The sequence below is a fragment of the Paenibacillus sp. 2KB_22 genome (assembly GCF_052115745.1).
GTDB lineage: Bacteria > Bacillota > Bacilli > Paenibacillales > Paenibacillaceae > Paenibacillus.
Genome location: NZ_JBFRHG010000001.1, coordinates 217,653 through 242,986 on the forward strand (window position 1 = coordinate 217,653; position 25,334 = coordinate 242,986).

At 44.5% G+C, this 25,334-nt stretch carries 16 protein-coding genes; 3 read left to right on the top strand and 13 right to left on the bottom strand.

Annotated features, from left to right (window positions below; all coding sequences use genetic code 11):
- Positions 1-79 precede the first annotated feature (79 nt).
- Positions 80-793: a DUF421 domain-containing protein gene (locus tag AB4111_RS00940; protein ID WP_442029664.1), complete on the bottom strand. Its 714-nt coding sequence runs from the start codon at positions 791-793 to the stop codon at positions 80-82.
- A 277-nt stretch (positions 794-1,070) separates the two neighbouring features.
- On the opposite strand from AB4111_RS00940, the gene AB4111_RS00945 reads away from it, so the two are divergent.
- The 3 genes from AB4111_RS00945 (at position 1,071) to AB4111_RS00955 (ending at position 2,334) form a co-directional block, all read left to right on the top strand.
- Positions 1,071-1,256, top strand: a complete 186-nt coding sequence (locus AB4111_RS00945; RefSeq protein WP_124114832.1) for a hypothetical protein — start codon at positions 1,071-1,073, stop codon at positions 1,254-1,256.
- Between the two features lie 52 nt (positions 1,257-1,308).
- Positions 1,309-1,767 carry a CBO0543 family protein gene (locus tag AB4111_RS00950; protein ID WP_442029666.1) on the top strand — a complete coding sequence of 153 codons (459 nt, stop codon included), beginning with the start codon at positions 1,309-1,311 and terminating at the stop codon, positions 1,765-1,767.
- 93 nt (positions 1,768-1,860) lie between these two features.
- Complete coding sequence (locus AB4111_RS00955; protein ID WP_442029668.1) at positions 1,861-2,334, top strand: ferritin family protein; 474 nt, start codon at positions 1,861-1,863, stop codon at positions 2,332-2,334.
- 122 nt (positions 2,335-2,456) lie between these two features.
- Here the strand turns inward: AB4111_RS00955 and AB4111_RS00960 are convergent, their stop codons facing one another.
- The 12 genes from AB4111_RS00960 to AB4111_RS01015 form a co-directional block, all read right to left on the bottom strand.
- Complete coding sequence (locus AB4111_RS00960; protein WP_442029670.1) at positions 2,457-3,344, bottom strand: cation diffusion facilitator family transporter; 888 nt, start codon at positions 3,342-3,344, stop codon at positions 2,457-2,459.
- A gap of 333 nt (positions 3,345-3,677) precedes the next feature.
- On the bottom strand, positions 3,678-8,750 hold the full coding sequence (locus AB4111_RS00965; RefSeq protein ID WP_442029672.1) for a golvesin C-terminal-like domain-containing protein: 5,073 nt from the start codon (positions 8,748-8,750) through the stop codon (positions 3,678-3,680).
- Between the two features lie 282 nt (positions 8,751-9,032).
- Entirely contained in the window at positions 9,033-10,241 is a 1,209-nt protein-coding gene (locus AB4111_RS00970; RefSeq protein WP_442029674.1) for a GDSL-type esterase/lipase family protein, read from the bottom strand.
- A gap of 17 nt (positions 10,242-10,258) precedes the next feature.
- Positions 10,259-12,475 carry an FAD-dependent oxidoreductase gene (locus AB4111_RS00975; protein WP_442029676.1) on the bottom strand — a complete coding sequence of 739 codons (2,217 nt, stop codon included), beginning with the start codon at positions 12,473-12,475 and terminating at the stop codon, positions 10,259-10,261.
- 111 nt (positions 12,476-12,586) lie between these two features.
- Positions 12,587-14,197, bottom strand: a complete 1,611-nt coding sequence (locus AB4111_RS00980) for a response regulator (protein ID WP_442029678.1) — start codon at positions 14,195-14,197, stop codon at positions 12,587-12,589.
- On the bottom strand, positions 14,197-15,936 hold the full coding sequence (locus tag AB4111_RS00985) for a sensor histidine kinase (RefSeq protein WP_442029680.1): 1,740 nt from the start codon (positions 15,934-15,936) through the stop codon (positions 14,197-14,199). The genes AB4111_RS00980 and AB4111_RS00985 overlap by 1 nt, the downstream gene beginning before the upstream one ends.
- Before the next feature lie 93 nt (positions 15,937-16,029).
- Entirely contained in the window at positions 16,030-17,616 is a 1,587-nt protein-coding gene (locus AB4111_RS00990; RefSeq protein WP_442029682.1) for an extracellular solute-binding protein, read from the bottom strand.
- Positions 17,617-17,681: 65 nt separating this feature from the next.
- Complete coding sequence (locus AB4111_RS00995) at positions 17,682-18,551, bottom strand: carbohydrate ABC transporter permease (RefSeq protein ID WP_253436011.1); 870 nt, start codon at positions 18,549-18,551, stop codon at positions 17,682-17,684.
- Positions 18,552-18,564: 13 nt separating this feature from the next.
- Positions 18,565-19,512 carry an ABC transporter permease gene (locus AB4111_RS01000; protein WP_442029685.1) on the bottom strand — a complete coding sequence of 316 codons (948 nt, stop codon included), beginning with the start codon at positions 19,510-19,512 and terminating at the stop codon, positions 18,565-18,567.
- 249 nt (positions 19,513-19,761) lie between these two features.
- Positions 19,762-20,517 carry a class I SAM-dependent methyltransferase gene (locus AB4111_RS01005; RefSeq protein ID WP_442029687.1) on the bottom strand — a complete coding sequence of 252 codons (756 nt, stop codon included), beginning with the start codon at positions 20,515-20,517 and terminating at the stop codon, positions 19,762-19,764.
- A gap of 17 nt (positions 20,518-20,534) precedes the next feature.
- Entirely contained in the window at positions 20,535-22,823 is a 2,289-nt protein-coding gene (gene secA2 / locus AB4111_RS01010) for an accessory Sec system translocase SecA2 (RefSeq protein ID WP_442029689.1), read from the bottom strand.
- A gap of 125 nt (positions 22,824-22,948) precedes the next feature.
- The gene (locus AB4111_RS01015) at positions 22,949-25,246 is read right to left on the bottom strand and encodes a stalk domain-containing protein (RefSeq protein ID WP_442029691.1); all 2,298 of its coding nucleotides are present in this window, start codon (positions 25,244-25,246) and stop codon (positions 22,949-22,951) included.
- Positions 25,247-25,334 lie beyond the last annotated feature (88 nt).

The following is a 25,334-nucleotide window of genomic DNA, read 5'->3' on the forward strand; positions in this document are numbered from 1 at the left end:
TTGAAAACAATTTGGTAGTTGTGATCATCCCTTCTCTTCTGTCATCTGAAGAGAAGGTTTTTTTTCATTTCTGATGGTGTCACTCGACATCAATGGGATGTTTGATTTGATCCTCATAATAATCGATATAGATCCTGCCGTCGCTTCCTTTTACAGCATAAAATACATCGTTTATGTTCTTGCTTTTCGATTCAAGCTGTTGCATTAATTGCTTATCTGATATGCCATTTAGTTCTAGATTCTTGCTTAACATCGTTCCGTCCATAATTAACTCCACAGGCATGCGTTCAGGTTTGGACTCTACCTTCCTATGAACATCCTCAACCGTAGCCGTTCTATATTTGTTTTTTTTCATGACTGAAACTTGTCCATTCACTTCGAGTAAGGCGTACTCTACTTCCTCCATATTGAAAATGTCTTTCTGTCTTAGCATTTGGTTTAAGGAATCCAATGTCAGTTTATTCTTGGCGAGATTATTTTCAAGGATTTTGCCACCTTCAATCAATACGGTAGGTGAACCTTCAGCCAGTAGACGGATTTTTCTGCTTTTCAGATTTAATTTAGATAACAGATAAGAGGTTCCGGTAAAAACAATTAGAGAAATAATCAGATGTGTGACTTCTATTTTCTCGTTAAAAGCTAGATTGGCAGCTATGGCTCCCATGATGACTGCGGTGACAAATTCATGGAAGTTCATATCAGACAACGTTTGTTTTCCCAATATGCGAGCAATTCCCAATAAAAGCATAAAGGCAAAGATACTACGGATGAAGATAATGACATGTTCGTACAATACAAGCACCCTTTCGCGTGTTAGACAATTATGGAACTCTTTTAAGTATTCACCCAATTGTCCTCAAATATGTTGCCTTATGCATTACAAAATGAAACAAAACAACATGATCCGTTAAAATGAGAAAAATGATATGAACATGAAATCAGTTTGGTACGAGGGGATGGCGATTTTATTTCCATTTGGGTTCGTTCTCTCTCACGTATAGTCATGCATTATTTCCCATGAAGATGGGTACTCTAACTTAACCATCTATGTGTTGAAGGAGAGAAATCCGATGAATGCGGTTAACGACTGGTTGAGGCAGATTGCCCACAATTATATATTGATTGTTATTGCCGCGATACTCTTTTTTACGGTCAAAGCAATCATTGGATACTATACGTACAAGCATTATGATAAAAAATTAAATGCACTGTCCGATCAAATGGATCGTCTTATGGAGAAGAAAACGACGGACTGAATTAAGGCACGAGAATCAATAATTGAAGTAACGAGCTTTGGAGGAAAAATAAATGTTAGGAAATTTGCTCTTGGGTATGGTTCTTCCCATTCTGCTGGGCGTATGGATTTTGCGACGGAATGTTAAAATCCTTGTTATTTATTATCCACTGGGTGTGGCTATTTCCGCTTGTATCAACAACGTGGGGTTTAATTATTTCTGGAATATATTGCCGAATACTCGCAACCAGTCCTTTGCCGCTCTCCCTATGGACCTCGGAATCTATCCAATTGCCGGATGCCTGATGATGTATGCCATTTTAGTTAAAGGGGCCAAGCCATGGGGAGCCATATTTGCGGCATCCTTTTCACTGACATTAATAGAATGGATTGCTAAAATGCTGGGACATGTGATCTATTTTAACGGTTGGAACATCTTTTGGACTTTCTTGTCCTATCTCCTGCCATTTGTGCTTGCTTACGGATACGGTATGTTATTGAAACATCTACAAAGCGATCGAAACCCGGCCTGAAAAGTTTACCGTGCATACACAATACAGTTATGGGTTAACGCGGATAGGCATACGTGCATATGTTAACTCATATTCGTCTTGGAGGGATTCGTAATGTATGTGGCATATCCTTATGGTTACAGGTACACTTTTACTCCGGTATGGGCAACATCATCAGCCGAAGCACTTGAATTAATCAAATCCGCTGTGCAGGGAGAACGAAACGATGAGATCTTCTACGATTCACTGATTCAGTTGTCACCTGATGCCAATCAGGCTGCCATCATCACGAGCATCCGTAATGATGAACGTGGACATAATCAAATGTTTCGGCAAATGTACAAGGATCTTACAGGTCAGGAGATTTCGGGCGTAAGTAGTGAGCCGGTTGAGACGGTCACCTCTTATCTTGCTGGGCTGCAACAGGCGTTTCAAGGTGAATTGGCTGCTGTGGAAAAGTATAGAAAAATATGGTTTGGTCTCCCTTATGGCATATATAAAGACACGGTGTGGGGGATCATTCTGGATGAACAGAAACATGCGGATAAATATAACAATCTGATTACCTACAATTTGCCGAGATTGTGATGTAGGGGATAAATAACGCGTGGATTCGTTCAAAGAATAATAATTGGAATCAGCAAAAAACCAGTGAATGAGTTATGCTCACTGGTTTTGCTTTGCCGAGTCACTCTTTTAAAATCTTAATATCAAATGCACTCTTTCAGCATATCAGGTTCCACATGAACGTGAACGGTGTATACGTCATGCTCCTCCATTAACTCGTTCTCCACGTCTGTACAGATATCGTGTGCTTGTTGAAGATCCAGCTCAGCATGGACGGTTATGACAACGTCCACTACAGCATTATTGCCATAATTGCGTGCTCTTACGTCTTTGACCTGTTCAACACCGTCTATTCCGGCAATCGTCTTTTTGTACTCCTGAATCAATTCAACATCAAAACCATCAGTCAGATGATGTGTGGCTTCTTTGAAAATGTCCCAAGCGGTCTTGCAGATCAAGAAACCTACGATGACAGCTGTTACAGGGTCCAGCCATGGGAGGCCGAACTGGGAACCCACGATTCCAATGACCGCACCGGTGCTCACCCAGGCATCGGAGATGTTATCTCGAGCTGCAGCCATGACCGCCTGACTTTTAATACGTGTAGCAAGTCTCTTGTTATAGCGATAGACCAGATACATGATAACCGCGCAGAAGATACCTGTGTACGCGGCGATGATATCCGGAGATTCATGTGTACCCTGAAACACAGAACTGATGGCTTCAAACAGTACTTGTAAACCTACTGCCATCATAATGAAAGAAGCAACTAGTGACGCAACGGTCTCTGCTCTCCAGTGACCATATGTATGGTCTTTGTCGGCTGGGCGTTGGGCAAGCTTCAAACCGATCAGTACAGCTATGGAGGCCACAATATCGGTGGCATTGTTTAATCCATCCGCCTTGAGCGCTTCTGATCCGGCCATATTGCCAACGATCAGTTTTAATAAGGTCAAGCATATGTAGGCGATAATGCTGATGATCGCTCCGCGCTCCCCCAGCTTTAGATTATCGTATTTTAGTTGATCCAAAATGATATCCTCCTGCAATCTTCATTTCTAGCACGTGTATGATGGTATCATTGAAGATTTGTGTGGGTCTAGAGAAACGTTTTGAGTGTGACGAAACATAATCTGAAAGCGGCAATTTTTTTAAGAGAATCCAAAAAAGTTGGATTTGGCAAACTTAAGTGTTTAATGGGTACGAGGAAGGTGGCCTACTGGCTTCCTTTCCTGTGACCACACCTTCTTGCTCCTAAACATAAAGAGCCAAATGGATCGTTTTGATCCACTCAGCTCTTAACGTTATTTTACAATAATTCGTATACCATCACTTGCCGTTGTTTCATTTCCATTCAGAATTCACTACTCTTGTTCGGAAAGTGTCGGTTCATCTGGAGCCTCATTTGCAAGCAACTGCGAATCATCGGAATGCCGTTCGAACATAACTGCGTCAACCCTCGTATAGATCATATCCGCAGGAAGCGTTGGCGGGTCTACCGTTGTAGGAGTAACCCTAGTTAAACGAACATACTCGCTGCCGTCTCCCGCGAAGTCGAACGTGCCCAGATTAACCCAACCCGATGAGCCGACCGTTGCATCGATATAGGTGACCTCGGTACCCGTCTTATGCTTCACTTCCACTTTGACATGGTTATCGTTTGCCGTTGTATGGACGAGCTTGTAGATGGAAACGGTATATTTCCCTTCTGGAAACTGGCCTTTCCACGTAGCGGATGATCCTTGAACGGTTGAGTAGCGGGATTTAACCCCAATTTTGTATCCGGCTAAATTACTTTGGCTCCAAGACCCTTCTGTTGTGTATAACCCTGTTGTATCTGTACTGTCGACGATAATCGTTAGGTCCTTAATCGTGATGGTCAAATACGGCGTGGTTAAGGTCACTCCGTCAATCGTTACCGTGGCCCATACCTCAAGGTGATCCGTGTCCCCATCGAGATTGAGAAGAGTCAACAACCCACTGCTGTTCACTTCAGCCAGATCCGTACGATCAACGAAATACTGAACATCGGCCTGTGTCAGATCACCGATCAAACCGTTATCCAAATAGCCGGTTACGCTTAGTTGTGCGGTTTGAGTCATCTGCAGCTCGTTCCGATCGGACTGAACTACGGCAGACTCCAATTGCGGTATCCTGTTCGGGTCCACCCACATCATTGCATCGGCTACGACTCTGGATTTGTTGGCCTTGTTCGTTAGTTCCACGTACCCGCTATCACCTGCAGCAAAAGGATAATCCCCCAGGTGCACCCAAGTGCCATTCGCCATTGTCTCATCAACGGTAACCGTATCGGAGCCTTCACTATGATAAACGGTAAACGAGGCATTGGTTGCCCAATTTTCACTCGTTGCAGTGATTTGCGGAATCTTGTAATACACACTGTACGTGACACTTTCCGGCAGATCAGGCCGCCATCTCATTTTGCTTGTCGCTGTACCAGTCGTAGATTTGGCATACACATAGTTATCATAGTAATAGTCGTTAGCCGTCGTATCCCTTATCCAGACACCTTCTGTCTCCGCCTCCGTATTATCCACAATGATAGATGAATGATCCTGCCCATCATCGGGCTGGACTGGCGTTTCCGTTACCTGATCCGGCAGATAGAGTGTGCGCTTGCGGGTTTGTTTCCCCTCCGATTCCACGTAGTACGTGAAGGTTTGGGATAAATCATTCACCCGTATCGACCATTCCATCGGGTAGATCGTATCCGCGACGGTCGTATACGTAGCCCCGCCATCCAACGAATAATGAATGGTCGCTGGTTTTGTCGTTTTGGCCTGCACATAAGCATCGTAGACCGTTTCGTCAGGCTTTACGATCAGCATACCTTTAACCGCATCAATTGGACTGTGAGTATCAAAGAAATAGCTTGCATCCGAAGGTTCAGCCGTTCTGACCTGATGCAGTGGTACATCAATGTCAAGTCCTTCTACAATGATAGCAGTGATGCCCTTGCCTGAAACTGTGGCTTGAATGATTCCGCCACTCATAACGGTTTGTTCTGGTGTACCATTGTCGCGGATGATCGTTACAGTATAGTCTTGTGCCGGGTTGAACCCAATGATCTGTTCATTCAATTCGATCGGAGTCTGAATTTCTTCTGACGATGCGTTGCTTAGCCCAATGTAGAATTTATCTCCACTCTCACCTGTAATCCAGTTCAATTGAGGATGATTGGTTTTAATGATCCCCTTCGGCATCCAGAGCCAAACGTCGGAATTGCCATAAAATTGACCTGGTTTATTCCCATAGAGGTGATATTTGAACCATAAAAAATTCGTTTCGAATACGGAAGGAAATGTAATACTCCCGTTCGATTTCAATGATTGTTCGCTGATCAAATAATCCATCGTTTGCCCGAGCTGCCCCGGAATATGGTGATAATAGATGGATGTAGCCCCGCTTGGGCCTTCCAGAGGAAAGTCTGGTTCAAGTTGGCTAACGGCGAAGCCTTTATAGTAATAACCTGGATAACTGGAATATCGGCCGATAACCGCATTATGAGCAATATCCTGCAGCAGTTTATCCCCTGTATAGAGCGACAATCTTAGCATGAATGGAGCTTCCTGAGCATTCATCCGATAATAGCCGGTTGTACTTCCTGCTTCAAACGTCAATCCGCTTGGTGAAACAAGCCAACGCTCCGCTTGAACGCCTCCGGCAATATCTTCGGGAAGCTTGAGCCTAGGATATTGAAATTTACCGCTTTCCGGCCAATGGAACGACTCCGCGTAATTATATGTTTCCGGCTGCGGAATCGTAACGTTCCCTTCAGGAACTGGACGAGCAACAAACATGGTTGCATACCGTTTAGCTTCCTTATAAGCGGCATCCAAGTATTTGGGGTCCTGCGTTTCTTCGTAAAGCTCCAAAATTTCCATCCACAGCTTGCTATAATAATAAATGAACTCATTTTTACTCACATCGACAGATGCAGGTGTATCGATATGTTGTGTAATATAGTTGTCGGCCGCATCTTTCGCATCCTGCAAGTACTGTGCATCTCCCGTCATACGATACATCATTAGGGGCTGAATGACAGGCCCGCGGTCTTTCTGGTCAGGATCACGCATAAGGTACTCTTCCTCTGCCAGCGCCCCAATTCCTGCCGAAGTGCCCATCATCTGATTGACAGCTGCTACGCTTGAAACATCAAACGGCAGAGTAGCCATTTTCCATAAGGAAGGCACACCGTATACTTTCTTCTGCGTCGGCGACCAACCAATACCATTTCGCGATACGCCATACTGGACGGACGGCAATGCTCTCGTATCATAAAGCTGGTCATCACCGGTCAAATAGTAAGCCCCTAGAAGAACAGCATTCGAGCTTGTTCGAACGCTATCCTCGTTTTCAATATCAATAAAACCCTTGGCACGACTCCACCACCCGCTGGGTGAAGGGACATAGTTAACAGAGTCGTCCCCTTGCGGCTCAATCTTGAGCAAATCGATCATATTAAACATCGCGTCAGTAAGCGACTTATTTGACACATTTTCCCGGTATGCTGAATATTCGTATTCATTGCGAAGAATATCCGTGTAGGACTCATACAGATTACTTTTTTGAGCGATTAGCCCCATATGAAATTGATAGGTGCTTTCTGCGGTCATTTGCGAATAGGTCCCTAATTGAGGCGCATACAAGATTGGCTGCACGCTGCCTTCGTTGTTGACCAGGCTCATGCCAAGCCGTTGTTTGGTCACACCTCCCGTCGGTTCAAATTCAACCGGAAGCTCCCCAGAGGGTACAAATACCCCATACGTCAATGGATTCCCCGAACCATCATTCTTCTCAACCAGACTCATCGGAGCGCTCAGCTCCCGCAAGCTTGTTGATTCCACCGTACCTACCATTTTGGCATGTGACCTAAATCCATTTAACACTTCGTTGATGCCCGAGACTGTCTCTGTTGTGAAGGACTGATACCCTATCACATAATTGCCGTCACGGCGAGGTGTAAAGGCAAACGAAACATCTGGTTTATCCCCTGCCATGGACCAGTTCACTTGCAAATCGTAATCACTGCCGTGTGAGGAATCGGTTAATACCGCCGTTTGGCTGTCTGGAAAAGTGATCCCGTCAAATGTAATCCAGCGCTTATTCATCGTATCGTAGTAATTGGTTCGGCTGCCCGCATTCCCGTCCAATAAAACCCATTGTTCCTCCAATCTTTCCGATTCATTATTAATTGGCGTCCAATTCCCAGTGTCCGTGTTCTTATAGAACATGTCCCGAACGATGGATTTGCCCCCATCCCATGTCGCCTCATAGAAGGTCGCTTTATAGTTATCATTTTCGATGCTGCCTTTTTCCGTGTAACTGAGATTCGCTAAAGTGCGGCTCCGCAGCGGGGGCAACGGCGGGGCTTTCTGCTGGATATTTCCTTCGAATTTGACTGCATCAGCCCGCGTAATAATGGTACCCGTCGTAGGTTGCGTTCGAGTCAGCCTGACAAATTCGCTATCATCACCACTGAATTCATACTCTCCCAAATCAACCCATCCGACCGATGGACCCGACGTAGGTCTAAGATCCATAAACTTCACATCCGTAATCCCGTTATGAACAATCTCAATTTTCACATTACTGTCTGCTTTATCCGCCCAATCCAGCTTATAGAACGATATTCTCGCCGTGCCTGCTTCCAAGCGCGGATTCCATGTGATCGTTCTACCTACAGCATCCGTATATTTGGAACTGGAATTATTGTATCCCTTCACTCCCGCGCTTGTGGTCCAATACGGAGCGGAGAATCCGTTATTGGCATTGCCCGCATCAACAGTGACGACATGATCAATTGTGAGGCTTCCATCATCAATGATGATCGTCTTATGTGGCTCTTTCTGTTCAATATTGCCTTCGAACTTGACCGCATCCGCTCGCGTAAGGATCGTGTTCGAGGTGCCGGTAGACCGGGTCAATTGAACATATTCTTCACCAACCCCGGAAAAATAGTACTCTCCCAAATCAACCCAACCCGCCGGCGCGCCAGATGAGGGTCTAAGATCCAGAAAGACTACATCTGTTGTCCCATTATGAACAATCTCAATTTTCACATTGCTATCTGCTTTATCTGCCCAATCCAGCTTATAGAACGAAATTTTCGCTGTTCCTGCTTCCAAGCGTGGATTCCATGTGATCGTTCTGCCTGCTGTACTTGTATATTTGGTGCTGGAAAGATCATACCCCTTCACCCCTGTGCTTGTGGTCCAATTTGGAGCCGAAAATCCATTGTTCTCGTTACCCGCATCAGGTGTTACAACATCATTGATCTTGATACTCCCGTCATCGATGATAATGGTCTGATAAGGCAAGGTCTCCGCATAAGCGGCCCTTATTCCAATCAGGCTGAAAGGAACTACGATCGTCAACATGAAAACGATGAAGAAAAACAGCTTCCTTTTGACCATACAATTCACAGCCTCTCCTTAATGATGGTAACGCTTTCAAAAATGGATTGCCTTTTGCTCAAATGATTGTAAAAAAGCTATTAACCTTATCCTTCTGCCTATTCCCGCTCTGTCGTTTTTATCTTAGCAGTCTCATGACCGTGAAATTTCTATCATTTTAAGAATTTCTTATACGATTTCAAGTAAAAAACCTGCATCTAACTGAGCGCTCATTGCAGTCAGATAGAATGCAGGTTTATCACGTGTTCCAAATGTCCCTAGTCTTCCAAGTGGACTAATCCATTATAATGGTGGCTGCACCAATAACAACTTTCCAAGCTGAATGACCGTTTGATTATACCAGGCCGGATGCTGCTGAACATGTGCAACACTTCTTACATTGCCACTTGCCTCAAACACGGCCGCTTTGTCTGTCTTCTCGTGATCGATCTCGAAGCGAACGGTATGTTTCCCATTCGGTAGTTCCGGCAAGAAAATATACTGATTTCGATTATGATCGTTATAGGGTGTGAATCGATCGATAACAAAGGATTCCTCTCCATCCACCAATACCTTCAATCTGCCAGAATCCGGCCCCCCGATATCGAATAAGCCGATGTGTGTTCCCTCAAACTCCACTGTGATCGCTTCTCCGGGATCAACTGCTCGCCATAGACCGGGGAACAACCAATCATACTCGCGTACTAAGGCAAAATCATTGGAAGTCATATAAGACCATCCTGCGGAAAATTGAGTAAGACGATCCAGTGGCAGCATGGTTGCATACTCCCAAGGATTGGCCGGGACCAGAGTATCTTGCGGCAAATGATGTTCCACTTTTCCCACGTGATCTCGAAGTTCGCTCATTTTCTCAAATGACCGGGTGATGGTGTCCGTGTATATCTGATGTCCTTCGGGAATCGTTGGATGGATCGAATCATGCGTAAAAATAACGGCACCGGGAATGGATACATCTGCACTTGAAGTGAAAATGAGCTTTCCACCTGAAACCAATTGACTGACCGCCACGCCCAGATGAATCGAAGGAATGCCGTAATAGTCGGCAACTTCCTCTTGCATGAGAGCACCCTTCTGGTACTCGCCGGATTGAAATAAGTTCAAATCCCGCTCCTTAATCGTATATACGAACAGGATATCGGTAAACGGGCTGTGCTTGCGGATCTGTCGGACAATACCTTCGATTCGCGCCTTGGATTCGGGGACTCCTCCATCATTTCCGACAAATTCAACAAACACGAGATCAGGCTGATGACGCAGTACATCGGTCTCCAAACGGGCGCAGCCGAGGTCCGATCCTGTCCCATCAATGCCTGCGTTCACAGCGCGGATATCGGCATGGGGATATTGCCCTCGCAGCCAATCGGCCGTCATGACCCTGTATCCTTCAGAACGCGTATTACTACCGCCAAAATAAACGATGGTCACAGGTCCCCCATTTTCCAACTTCTGAATGACATTAGGCAGCCCTCTCCGAGGAAAAAATTCTTTCATCGCAACTTCACCCGACCTCACTTCGCATTTTTAGGAGCAAAAAATTTCACTGCAAACACTTCACAATAAGGTGAGCCATACGTTGCACAGAAATCAAACCGGATCTGGGTTACACCTTGTACATTCACCTGATGTTTATTCAACGAAAGATAATTTCCGCGGACTTTAATTTCACTCTTGGTCCCGTCCTCTAACGTTAAGGTCACATTATAATCCTGGATCAGTGGCTCGATTGGATCGTCGAAATGCTCCAAATTCAGTTGTGAATTGAAGACAATATGGATTTCATCCAGATTCTTGGGGCTTGCAAAACCAAATTCCAACCATTCCTGTCCTTCCGTACGTTCCGAAATCCAGCCGTTAGGCAGACCATAAGGTCTGGAGAAACCGTTGACGACATTCGCGGGATTATACATATCTTGGGATGGTATCAAATCCTTGAAGCAAATGCTCTTATTAAGCTTCTTCAGCCTGGACGGCTCTTCCGGTTTATAAAGGAAGCTCACCGCTCCAGTCATTTTCTCTTCGTTGGTGTGTACCGCAAGGCTCTCTGAACCTTCCAAAACGATGTAGACCTTGTCATCAGCCGGTTTCTCACAGCCCAGGTCCAGCGTAATCCAGTCATCATAACCCGCTGAAATAAGCAAGTGATAGTCTTTCAGCTCGCTGGTGGGAATATAGTTTTCCTTCCGCTCCCCGCCGTACAGCTTCACTTGCAACGTTTCCGATTGCTCGGATCTATTTTTAATTTTGATCTGCACACTTTCAGCCACGGATGTCTGAATCGGCAAGACCAAACATAACGCTCTTTCCAAGGAGATCTCTTCGGTTGGATGAAGCTGTTCATAGCTTCGCTGAGAAGAGGCACGAATCGTTAATCCATCTGCGAAATAAGGATCCAACGGCTCTTGAAGCCCTACAATCGTTTGCCCGTCTCGAAGTAGCTGCGCCTGAAGCTCACCCATATGGGCTTTGACGATGGCCGCGGGGTCTGTATCATATTTTACGCATAACGCAGCAGCCGTTCCTACCGCCTGCCCCATACAACCACAGGTTGCCATCACTCTTGTAGATCCAAAAGCCACGTGGGTAGCGCTTATATTGCGGCCAGCGAACATGAGATTAGGGATATTGCGTGAAAATAAGCTGCGAAACGGGATATTATACAATCCAGGCACAAAATTCCACGCGGTAGCCGGCCCCTCATCGTAGATGCCTTTATTTGCATGCAGATCCATATACCACCCTCCGACGGATACCGCATCCTCGAAATGAGGTTTTGCTGTAAGATCGTTCTGAGACAACATGTGTTCACCTATAAATCGTCTCGACTCTCGCTTTCCCGGAATCGGGCATACATAATCCAGGATAAGATTGTCTACATCATCAAATTCACCGCTATTTTTGATATAATCCCAGATTCCGTACACCAATTTTCGCAATTCTAATGCGATGTCTTCATTATTCTTGATAATATCCATATGTCCGCCGTATTCCAGCCACCACAATCCGCCAAGCCCGTTGATTTTTCTTGGAAAAGACCGATGGTTTAATCCTTTTCGGATACTATCAAAAAACTCCAGCTTCGTAATATCATACGCAAAGCCTGGCTTTGTGTAAGGAACGGGATAGTCTACGTCACGGGCTTGAAACAGAATCGTATCGCCCATCGTGTAATGATCCGCCACTTCTGGAGCGAGCTCCTCCTTGTATTCATGCGTCGCCTCTCTTCCCCATCGGAAGTGAGCTCCTGCCTGGTATCCAACAATTCCATCCCCGGAGCAATCGATGTAGGTGGGGCTTTCAAAACGAAATTTTCTCTCGGAAGCCAATTGAAGGCCCTCCACCCATTGGATTCTGCCGTTCTCCATACCCGTTTCATGAACGCATGTGTTCAGGAATAGAGAGATGTTGGGCTCATCATAAACCATGTCGAGTAAGACTGTATCCGAAAGCGAAAGCATCAACTTCTTGTTGTATAACGGATTGTAATGAAATATCTTCAGCTTCAGTTCTTCTATCAACCCGCCCTCTCGAGCATAGTAGGATGGACTGTTTCCGAGATAAGCCGACCCGTTGATATGCACTCTGACCTCGCTGCTCGCATTTCCCCCTAGAACCGGCCGATCATTAATAAGTGAAACCAGCAGCCCTTGGCGTGCTGCTGCAATGGCAGCACATATCCCTGCAATACCTCCACCTACGACGGTTACATCAGCTTTTATAGACTCCATTTTGATAACCTCCATGATTAGATGCTCCTATCATGGTAATGGTTTTGGTACCTATTTTTTTACAGGATTTCACGAAAAAATCATACATTTTTTGCATCCTTATTGGAATTCCTACCGTGTCATTTTGATCCGGTATTGCTTAGGTGTATCACCGGTATATTCTTTAAACAGTTTGCAAAAGTAACCTTCATTGACAATGCCTACTTCCTCGCACAATTCCAATAAAGAATAATCCCGGACATTTAACAACTCGAGAGCGAGGTTGATTTTTTTACGGTTGATGTAGCTAATCACACCTTCGTTCATTGTTTTTTTGAATAAGCTGCTAAAATACGATGGCGCTAAATTCACTTCCTCCGCAATGGCCTCCAGCGTTAAACGCTGTTTCAGGTTTGTCTCTATATAATGCATAGCACTCATAATTTCTGCACGATGTAATAGTTGGCCCGCACGCACGTATTCGAATGTGAAGTCGCCAATATAGGCGAGCTGCTCTTGAAATGTCATATATTCCATGGGGAAGTCTGGAACTTCCGTGGCCATCTTATTTCCCGATTTAAATTTCACGGTAATGTCTCTGTACAAGTCTCTAATCATGGGCACCATGATGGACTTGTGGATTTTATAGTCCGTAACAAATTGCGACAGATCGGCAAGTGCATTATCCAGCTCTTCCTTGGAAATCTTCCTCTTCAGGCGTATAAGAAAATCAGCAAGCTTTTGCTGAAAGTCTGCTTTTTTGTCATTATGGTATTGGAACCGATGCATCGGTGTTTTTACGACTTTTTCGGTATGATAATAGAAATCCTCACTCACATTTGTAGCTTCCGTATACGCCTGTTTGATCGATTCCCAGCCTCGGTGTGGACCTCCAAAAGCGACGGATACCCTTTGATTCAAATATTGATGCAAATGAGTGATGATCTGCCCTCCCAAGGATAGGCAAGCATATTCCGTTTCCATATCACTGCGGTTATTTTCCCAGGATAAAAAGCCAATAAAGCGATTATCAGACAGATCCGCAGCTACACCACGGCCACCACTCATCACCGTTTCTTCGATGATATTCGTAATCGCATATTTCAAGATGTTTTGATCAGCGGCAGCGTATTCGTTTCGGAAACTTTCATACGTATTCATCTCAACGATGAAGCAGCAATAGTTGGCTTGAAAGAAATGAAACTGCATGCGATTGGCAAAATCCGATGCCCGATGAGAAGGAATTTCACCTCGGATCAGTTCGTTAAAAAATTGCTTACGGACTCTATATTTATTTTCAAGTACGGATACGTTTAACGAGTGAAATTCCGCTTCTTTTTTCTCAAACTCATTTAAAATTCCAGCTGCCTTATCCAATGCTCGATTCAGATCGGCTTCCCTTAGCGGAACCTTTACAATGTACTCCAATACGTTGGCTTGAATAGCTCGCTGGGCGTATTCAAAGGATGAATAGGCGGTCAAAAGTATGTACTGGGTATGGGGGAGTTCAGCCTTGAGCTGCTCAATCATAGAGATGCCGTCCATTCGCGGCATAACGATATCGGATATGACGATATCCGGCTTAAGTTTGATGATCTCCTCGATCCCATTCAGCCCATTATTTGCTTTTCCCACTAGAACAAATCGCTTATCCCTATGAGATAGCTCACTAAAAAACAATTCCAATCGTTGAATGATCAGGTCTTCATCGTCAACAATGAAGCAGGTATACTCTTTCCCCATTATGCATCTCCTTTTTGCAATTCTGCCGGGAATAATGCGCGTATGCGGGTTATTTCCTTAGGTATGCTAATGATATCCAGTCCGAATTGATCTCCGTAGTGAAGTCTTATTCGACCATGAATATTATTCAACCCGATTCTTTTTCTTTTTACTTCCTCTTCACTCGGTTCTGAGATTAAAATATGCTTTAATTTGTCGGCCGGAATTCCCTCACCTTGGTCAACAACTTCGATGATGACATAGTCTTCCTCCCTGTACGCATGAATCGTAATAGGTCCCTCAATTTCGCCTCCGTTATAACCATGGAAAATACTATTCTCCACAAGGGGCTGCAGCAGCATTCGGAAAACTGGAAAATCAAGTAACCCTGCTTCAATATCTTCAATCAAATTGAAGTTTCGGTTATACCGAATGTTCTGGATCTCGATATAGTCCGCTACATTGCGTAATTCTTGACGTAGGGATACCTTCTCAGAAGCATCGTCTATCCCGTATTCCAATAATGAAATAAGCGACCCGATCACTACATCTACTTTCTCTATTTGTCCGAGACGTATCACATTGCTGATCGAACCAAGCGTGTTATACAGAAAATGTGGATTTATTTGAGACTGTAACACCTGGATTTCCAGCTTCCGCTCAAGTTCATTATGAAGCTCGGCTCGGCGAATCAGTTCAACAATTTGCTGTAACATCCGATCGAATGCTCGTGAAAGATCTCCAAACTCATCGTTTCGGTTAATTGTTATTGTCGTTGTGAGGATGCCTTGCTCTACTTGCTTCATTTTTGTTTTGAGCGTATAGAGTGGTTTTCTTATAAATTTGGCAACCATAAAAGAAATGAACAAACTTAAAAGAAGACCTGCAGCCAGAAGCTCAATATAATAGGTTTCCAATCTGGACAAAGCTGCTTTCAAGCGAGATTCATCATTAACGGAGACAATGGTCCAGTTGAATTTCTCCGTTGGTTTCTTCAAAAGGGAGACGGGAATGCCATCCTTCGTATGCACTTGAAGGGTGGTTTCTGACGTATCCAAAATTTCTTCCGCTGACGTCTCTCCGATTGAAAACGTATGATCTTGAATACTAAGGGCTCCTTTATTTTCAGAAAATCCGGCAATGATCTTCCCTGACGCGGTGATTAGAGCCAGATTCATTTGTTCCTGTTTATTAATCTTGAACAAGGTTTCTTCAATGGCATTTAGATCTAGATCAACCGCAATGGCCATAGGAAACGGAGCACCGTTCAGATATCGAACCATCGTAACAGTCCAGCCGGAGTACTTTGATTTGTATGGTTCACTAACAAAGGTAGTCCTTCTATTTTTGTCAGCCGCATCATACAAAGGCTCCCTTTCCGATAAAGGTTCATCGAATATTCGTGTAGGTGCACTTCCGCCTAGAATGGATAAATCGCTTTTGATCAAATAAATATTACTAACATAATTGCTATTGAGTTCATACAACTCTCTTAATTGCTCTTTAATCACTTCGGTATGGTTAATATTAGCTTTCACCGAAGTTTCAACCGAGAAGAGGATCGTTTGAAAGGAAGAAAAGTTAACGGTGAAATACTGGTCCACCTTGTCTAATATTTGATTGGTGTAATAAATATCATTGGTTCGTATTTCTTTTTGGACATAGCGATAAGATAATTGGCTTATCAAGATGATGCAGCCCAATACAAATGCAAACACGATAAAAAACAATTTTAAAGGCAAGCTGATTCTTCTTCGCATGGATCATCTTCCTTTTAGTTCCGTTTTGTACTAAGAATAGCATATGCGAATAAAGAGAGGGGCTACGAATAGCCACTCTCTCTTTGTTTATTTTTACTTGATGAGGCCGGCGTCTATAAATTGCTGGGTGGCTGTTTCCTTATACTTCTGCATGTCAAACTTGGTATCCAACGTTTGGAGGAAATTGTCCCAGTTGGAAAGAGGTTCTTTGCCCGTCATAAATTTAACCAAGCTTTCATTAATGAAACGTTGGCGGTCAGCATCCAAGGTGTCGCTCGGGTCCGGGGTCAATAAATTTCCGGGCAACGTTGGCCCCACATATTGCTGATTATTCTTGAAAGCTTCCGCCGTCTTCGGATTTTGGAAGCTGAAGTACTCCGCATCATCACCACGGCGCGGCATTCTATAATGATCGACCCACAGGTACTTCTCTTTCATTTCCTTCGATAATTCGGAGGTTTTATTTTTGATCTTGCCATCTACGACGTCCCAATGAATCCCTTTGATTCCGTATGCAAAATTGGGATAGGCTTCTTCATCCGTAAAGAGATAATTCAGCATGGACAAGATGCGAATGATTTTGTCCTCGTCTGCTTTTGCAGATATGGCCCATGAATTGCCTTGGAATGATTTTCTCTCTACAATCTGATCCCCGTAAGGACCTTTCATCGGAGGAATAACGATCCAGTCCGGCACCTCTCCACTAATTTCTTTCATTTTCTGCTGATAATCCGGCTCCAGTCTGCGGGCATCCCTGATCATGAAACCAACTTTACCCTTAAACATCTTTTGGTCCAACAGATCAGGTGAATTCATCGTCACCCAGTCCGGGTCTACGACTTTGGCTGCCATCATTTTATTAATGTAAGCAAGTGCCTCTTTCATTTTGGGATCGATAAACAGAAATACCGGTTCATTATCTTTAATCTCAACGGCCGAAGGAGGATTAACGCCAAACATCCACATCAAGCTATCAAAGCCGTAGGTTTGCAGATTGCCTTCTTTATTCATACCGCCGATGAATCCGTACGTATCGTTTTTGCCATTACCGTCCGGATCTTTCTCTGTAAAGGCTTTCATAACTTCGAACAACTCGTCAGGTGTCGTTGGCACATCCATATTCAGCTTTTTCAGCCAATCGTTACGGATGAAGAAGCTACGACTGATACCGTTTACATTATCATAGCCTGGAACTCCGATCGTTTTCCCTTGATAGGACATCGCCTCCCAGGAGTCATTGCCAAACCGTTTCTGTAATTCAGGAAACTGATCCAGATAAGGTGTCAAATCCGCAAGCACGCCTTGGTCGTAATATTGCGCAAGATCAGCACGGCTCTTCAAGAAGAGCAAGTCTGGAATATCCCCGCCTGCAATGAGCGTGTTCAGTTTTGTTGTTGCTTGACCCGCTTGAGGAATCATCATATCCAAGTCGATGTTCATCTCTTCTTCCAACAGTTGGCGTTGAATATCTTCATCCCGTGGAGGTACCGGAGCAGCAGCATTGAATGTACCTTGGTTAAACATGGAGATCTTCATTTTGGTTGCAAATTGGCCAGACTGGCCTTGCGAATTACTCGAGGTTGTCGATGTAACTTCTTCATTTCCCCCACAACCCGACAATAGCGTTCCAAGTCCTAAGATTGCCGACATAATAGCAAATGAAATCTTTTTACGCTGCATATTGACCTCTCCTTTGTTTGTATATTATCACGGTTTCCCCGTAATAAGTTAGGTTGGAACACCTTTTAACCTTTAACGGATCCCAGGAGCACTCCTTTGGTAAAATGCTTTTGCAAAAATGGATAAACAATCAAAATCGGGACCGTAGTCACAACAACTGTAGCCATTTGCACAGCGAACGTACTGACAGCTCCGGAATTGGCGAGTGAATCAGCGCTTTGCGTTGCCACGTTAAGTAGGATATTGCGCAAAATCACTTGAAGTGGCATGTAGTTGGAATCATTGATATATACAATGGCATCGAAATAACTGTTCCAATGCCCGACTGCGTAAAACAAGGAAATGGTTGAAAGCACGGGTAACGACAGAGGTAAAATGATCCGCCATAACGTCTGAAGCTCACTGGCACCGTCTACCCTCGCGGATTCCTCGATTTCACCAGGTAGTTGCTCAAAAAATCCTTTAATGATCACCAGATTAAATGCACTAATGAGATTGGGAATAATCAATACCCACGGACTATTTAACAATCCGAGAGAACGAATTAGTAGATAGGTCGGAATTAACCCACCGCTGAACATCATGGTAAATACAATGAAGAGTAAAAACGGACTTCTTCCGGGCAAATATTTTTTGGATAACGGATATGCCGCGATTACTGTAAAAAATACATTTAACGCAGTCCCTACAATCGTTCGAAACAACGTAATTTTATACGCCTGCCAGATCCCCTGAGAAACGAATACTTCTTTATAGGCCAAAAAGGTAAAGGATTCAGGTATAATCACAATCCCTCTTCTTAATACTTCCGACTCTGGCGTTACGGAGACAGCAACCACATATAGGAAGGGCAGCACACAAAGTAGGGATAACAAAATAAGCATCACATAAACGACGGTTTGCCAGACTTTTTCACCAATTGTCATATGGATCATTCTAAAGACCACCTCACCAAATTTGCCCATCGAATTTTTTGGCGAGCTTATTCGCTGCCAACACCAAAGCAAATCCGATGACAGCTTTAAACAATCCTACAGCAGTAGCCAAGCCAATCTTGAGACGCTCCAACCCTTCACGGTATACCCATGTGTCGATAATGTCGATCTTCTCCTGATTAAAGGTATTGGCAAACATGAATATTTGGTCAAAACCCGCATCCAGGATATGGCTTAATTTTAGAATCAGCATCAGAATAATGACTCCTCGAATACCAGGTAACGTGATATGCCATAGTTGTCTCCATTTGGAAGCGCCATCCATTCGAGCTGCTTCATATAAGCTTGGATCTATTCCTGCCAAGGCGGCAAGGTACAATATTGCCCCCCATCCAATATCCTTCCATACTTCAGATAAGATGATCAGCAATCTGCCCCAGGCAGGTTCCGTTAGAAACGAGATGGGTTCAAAACCAAAATCCTTCATAATCATGTTAAAGAGACCATCGCCTGGGGCTAGTAATGCCACCATAATTCCATACACAATGACCCATGACAGAAAATGAGGTAAATAAGTGATGGTCTGTACGATTTTCTTAAACCATTGGCTATACACTTCATTGAGGAGTAAAGCAAGTACGATGGGCGCGGAGAATCCGAACAATAGCTTATACAGCGATATGATGATCGTATTTTTCATGATGTCCCAGAAATAAACGCCGTTCATAAAATCCGTAAAATTTTTGAATCCCACCCAGGGGCTATCCCATAGTCCCAAAGCCAGGTTATAGTTTTTAAAAGCAATCATGATTCCCGCCATAGGAATGTATTTGAACACGGCAAAGTAAATTAAGGCTGGTAATAAGAGAGCATACATCACTTTGTGCTTTTGTATTGTCCTTATCCATGACTTTCGCTTTGCGGAGATGGGAACGACGTCCGCTGCCAATTTCGCTTGCATTTCATCACCTCGTCTTTGTTTGTATTTGTATAATAGCACCCGCCTATCGGATAAATTTCTGAAATTTCAAGAATTTCTTATAAGATTTTAAGGAAGTGTACCAGGGTTCCTTTCAACACTTAAATCCAGGCAAGCTGGGCAAAAATTTGTTCTAATAAAATATAAAAAAAGCCGCTAAAATAGCGACTTTCAAATGGCGTTATATTCTTATCCCTTATTGTTGATATAACTGGGTATCATTTTGGTGAACTATACTTCTCCCCAAAAAATTTCAGTTTCATAGTCGAATGCAACAATACCCTCTTGATTATTTTTATCAAATAAATTCCGCAGTTCTGACATCATAGGATCGTAATTTGCATGCCCGGGTGCAGGGCTGTAGGAAGATGATAGCAACCGGCCTTTCAATCCCTCGAAATCGAACTTCTGACTCATTCTGAATCGCATTTCATGCATCGAACCTTCCTTGAAAAAAGAGAGCAGCATCGTTTGAGAAATATTTTTATGATTAACTTTTTTGTAGTCGGTTCCATATGTATGGAGCAATTGATTGTACTCTTCACGAAACGGAGTACCGTGTGAAAGGCGTGAATTCCAGATGAGTATTACTCTCCCGCCTGGCCGTAGAATTCTGCGAAACTCGATTTGAGCTGCGGAGCGATCGAACCAGTGAAATGCCTGAGCACAGACAATAAAATCAACCGACTGATCAGGTAATCCAGTAGATTCTGCAGAACCTGCTATACTCTGGAATTGCGGACTGCTTTTTAACGTTTGCTCGGCGGCTTCCCGCATGGCCTGATTTGGCTCGACCGCTATTACATAGCTTCCGCGTTCCAGAAGTAGCTTTGAGATGATCCCAGTACCTGAACCGATGTCTGCTATATTACTGTTCGAACTTAAACCAACTACGTCGTACAAATGGTCAATAGCCTCTTTTGGATAGCTCGGGCGGTATTTCAAATACGATTCGACCCGGCTCGTAAACCGTTCTTCACTGTTCATCGATCGTCACGCTCCCATCAATATTTTGACAACCTATATACCGGCCACAGTAACAGCTTCAAAATTTTACTGCCCCAAAAGGCAAATACCGTCGTTCCGGTCCATGAGCTGCGCTTATCTTGACTGTATTGATCGTTGATCATATAAGTCCGAGTCGAAATAGGACTCTTTAGACCGAACTGTTCCCATTTGGCCGGATCATTTGAACCTCCAAGTTTTCTAAGCATATTCGCTGACTCTTGATCTATTTTAGCCGGAATTTTCTCAAATGCTTGGGTGATTTGCGTATGAAACTCATCGATCGGGTTGCGACTGGTAATACTCTCGAGATGGATGCTTTCGCGAATGTAAGATACGTATGCCAGATGGTCAGCCCAGAACTCATCCATATAAAAAAGCCGTACCCGCTGCTCCGATGGGCTCATTGGTCTCTCGCCTTTCAATATTCCGAGCCTTTCTTCGTATAGGATTCGCCTCTGATCCTCCACCATATCCGAATAACCGTTTAATTCCCGCTGAATATCGAAGTTTTGACCTATGATCACGCGCTGAATATGCTCGATTTTGCTGCGTAGCGCCGGATCATCAAGAGCCTCGTCCTGTCTGGTAGCGCGAAACAGTCTATGAATGCCGAAGCGAAGCATCAACTCGTCTTCCAGGCTTATATAAAATACGGAAGCTCCCGGGTCACCTTGGCGGCCAGAACGCCCGCGCAGCTGGTTATCTATTCGCATGCTTTCATTCACATGTGTACCTATTACGTATAATCCGCCCAGCTTGGCAACCACTTCTGCCTGAGCAGGATTACCGCCGCCAAGACGAATGTCGACGCCGCGCCCTGCCATATTCGTAGATACCGTTACCGCGCCTATTTCTCCCGCTTTAGCGATGATTTCGGCTTCTCTCGCATCGTTTTTTGCATTCAGAACCTGGCAAGGTACGTAAGCAGCGGCAAGCGCCTCCGCCAGCATATCAGACTCCTCAACGCTTGACGTACCAATAAGAATGGGACGTCCCATCCTATGAACGGAAGAGATCTCTTGTACAAGTGCCTTATATTTGGCTTCCTTATGGGTGTATATTCGGTGCTTGTGGTCGATCCGTATGTTTGGCTGGTTCGGTGGAATTTGCACGACCTGCAACGCATAGATATCCTCGAATTCCATTGCTGAAGCGTGCGCCGTAGCCGTCATTCCGCAGATTCCCGAATACAGGCTAATGAAATGTTGAATCGTGATCGTGCCGAGAATTCTCCCGCCGGCCTTCCACTGCAATCCTTCTTTCGCCACCAGCGCAGCTTGCAGCCCGTCCGGCAAATACCTGTTCTCGGCCACACGGCCAGTATGTTCTTCGATTAGTTCAATTCCACCATCCCGGACGATGTAATCGACGTCTTTTTTTAATAGCGATTCCACATGCAGTGCACAATTCAATGATGTTAATAAATGACTGTTATGGCTATCGTACAGATTGCCGCATCCCAGAAGCAACTCCGCTTTCGCAGCACCCGCATCATTCAAGTATACGTTCCGCTGGAACTCATCAAAATCGTAATGCTCTCCTGGCTGAAGCTGTCGGGCCACTTCTGCGAAAAGAACACCATCACTCTTGGTTGTGCTCGAATCGCCACTAATGACTAGTGGCACCCGCGCTTCATCGAGTAGCAGCGAATCCGCTTCGTCTACAATGACGTAGTGGAAAGGACGGTGTACGGTATCAGCTTCATTTAATGCTATTGTGTCACGCAAATAATCGAACCCTGCTTCTTTAGCCGTAACATAGGTTATATCCTTGGCGTAAGCTTCCCTTTTCTCGAACAGGCTCATGCCCGCTTGAACCGAGCTTACGGTTAACCCGAGGAAGCGATAGATCGGGCCCATCCACTCTGCATCTCGATTTGCCAAGTAGTCGTTAAAAGTGAGCACATGAACGCCTTTGCCAGTCAAAGCGTTGAGATAAACAGGCATAACAGCAGAGAGTGTTTTTCCTTCACCGGTATGCTGCTCGATCAAAAATCTCTTGTGCAAAGCGATAGCAGCCATAATCTGCACATCGTAAGGCTGTAATCGGAGTGTTCTCTTCGCAACTTCGCAGACTAAAGCATAAGCATCAACCAGAAGATCATCCAAAGGCGTGCCTGATCTTGCTTCTTCTTGTAGCCGAAGGGATTCCACTTGCAGGTGCTGATCGTCCCAAGCTTCCAAATTCCGTTTCCTGATATGCTCCACTTTGTCTCGATAATCTTTCAACAAACGCCGGGTATCGCGCTCTTTGAATTCATCTATCAACTTGACGAGTACATTCATTGGAATGGATTCCTCCTTAGTCGAAACAAGATGTGAAAAGAAAAGACTCCATATGGAGTCTTTTCTGTCGATGATTAATGTGCCACTCAAACCATTTGTTGTAAGAGATAAGAGAGATAGTTACCTTACTTCTCCGATGGGAGCGGTGTAAAGAGCAGATTGACCGGCAGGTTGCTTCCTGGCGCGGCAGAGAATAGAATCGTTACGCTCTCTCCAATTGATCCGGTGCGGTAAAGAACGCTTTGTTCGCTTGAATTAGCAACGGCAACATTGCCTTCGGCAATCGATACCAACTGGTTGTTCACCAGCGCTACTCCGGAGTACTTCCCTCCACGAGGGTTAAAGGAGATAAGCGTACGCGGTGCAACATTGGTCAGCGTGATTTTGTACAATACGCCGAAATTACCCGCATTGGATGCGTCTGTGTAAGCCATCGGATCTGTTCCTACCAGATTGGGATCGCTTGAATTGTCACCAAGTGGCAGACGGGCCGGTTTGATTCCCACGTGCTCATCGTACTTTATGATGCGAGTCGCGTTCGGGTAGGTACCCCGGTTATGCACTCCGTCACGATCAAGCACGGGAAGCAATGGCAACGCTTCGAACGGATCTTTATTTTCTTCCACCAGGATAACGTTATAGTCTAAGGAATAATCACTATATGTATCCGAATAGAGAGAGATGACTTGTCCTTCTTTCATCGGCGTTTTATTAAGTTCTGTCAAAATCAATTTGCTTTCCCCAGGTTGAAGGTACTCTTTCTTTTGATCCGCTCCAGTCTGAATTGACTTGAACCATTTATCAATAGACAATTTCCCGGCTACGGTCGCATACGGTGTAGGTCCGGCAAAGCCCATATTCTGTTGTTCGAATACAGCCGGATTTGGGTTGTTATTGGTTGCAATCACATACATTTTTACTCTTTTGCCTGTGTTGTTCACGTGGTGAATCATGAAACGGGTCTGTCCTGAAGATGATTCTTTATATACGATGCCTTCCGTATTCACGGTTTCCGGACTGTTACTGCGGATCAGCAAACTTGGCTCATCCATATACGTATAAGGCACTTTCTCCATGGTAGTCACTTCGCCGCCGTTAAAGGTAAATTTCTGTCCTACCGGCGTGAAGAGTAAATTGAAGTCGGTAAATGAATATAAGGTCTCATTGGTTATGGTGATAACCTTGGAGTACGTATTCGTAGCGCCATGATTGTCAGTAACCGTAAGCGTCACCGTTTTTGGACCTGGTTCAAAGAAAGCAAGGGAATTGTTCTCCCATACTGCTTTGACTATATTATTTTCATCATCTGTACTTTGGTCTGTGTATGTTATTTTTTCGCCCATTTTATATTCTTCTTTATCTGTGGCGAACATCGCTACAGGAGGAAGATTAGGACTCAATACTTCAATGGTAATTGAATAGGGATCACTCCATTGGCCGTTGGAATCCTGTACTTGATATGAAATCGTATATGTACCTGCTTGATCAAATGAATCCTGGCGACCTGTCCAGCGTTCATCAACGATATCCATTCCATTGGGGGAACTGTTAGAAGTCACGTAGTCCACTTTATCCCCTGCAAAGATTTCCTTTTGGGAAATGGTGAAGCTTGCAACAGGTTTCGTATTCAGATTCAGCACAACCGTCTTGGCCGACTGATTCACTTTATAGGTGATGTTCAGGGCTTGAGTAATGGAAGTTAACGGCACCATGAATGTACTTTTTTGCTGATAAGCCGGGCCTTTCATCGTTCTTGTCTCTCCATTGACGGTATAGTCCTTGCTGTTCGTCTTGAATCGGAGTTCATCCTCACCACTAATAATGATGGTTTCCTTGGTTTTGTTATCATATTTGACGCCGTATCCCACACGGTCAACCAGCGCACGGATGGCAACATAGGATACACCGTTTTTTACAGCCATTGGCTGGCCAGCAAGATACGTTTTTCCATCCTGCTCCATTTTGTTGCTATTCATGTACAACGTCAGATTCCCACCTGCTGCTACAGGAGACGTCCCATCAATGGATGGTTGCTCTATTTGAGCAGGTGTAGCTGGCGTTTCCCCCTCAGGGGCTTCCTCTTGAACCTCAGGTTTTGTGCCCGTTGCGTCAGTAGTGGTCTCTCCCCCATCCAATGCAGGTTTCTCACTATCTGTTTTGGATGTTGCTTGATCGCCGGTCGAGGTTTTAGTTTCCTTGGCTTCAGAGGACGGAGTATTGATCGATTTGTTATTGCTCTCTGTCTTCACTTCACGCTCTGCAATCGGTTGCTCTTGTTTTAACACCTCTACGGATTCTACTTTGGCCGTGTTTACTGACGCGGTGTCACCTTGCGGTGCGGATTGCGCATTCACAGAACCAACTGCAAATGCCTGAAAAACGGTTAAAGCGGTAAAAATGGATAATTTCTTCTTCATATTCATGCGTTGTCTTTGGCTCCTTCTACTCTCTAGTAATTTATTTACATCCCCTCAAAAAGTCATAGTATTAGACGCTAGATTTAGGAAAAAG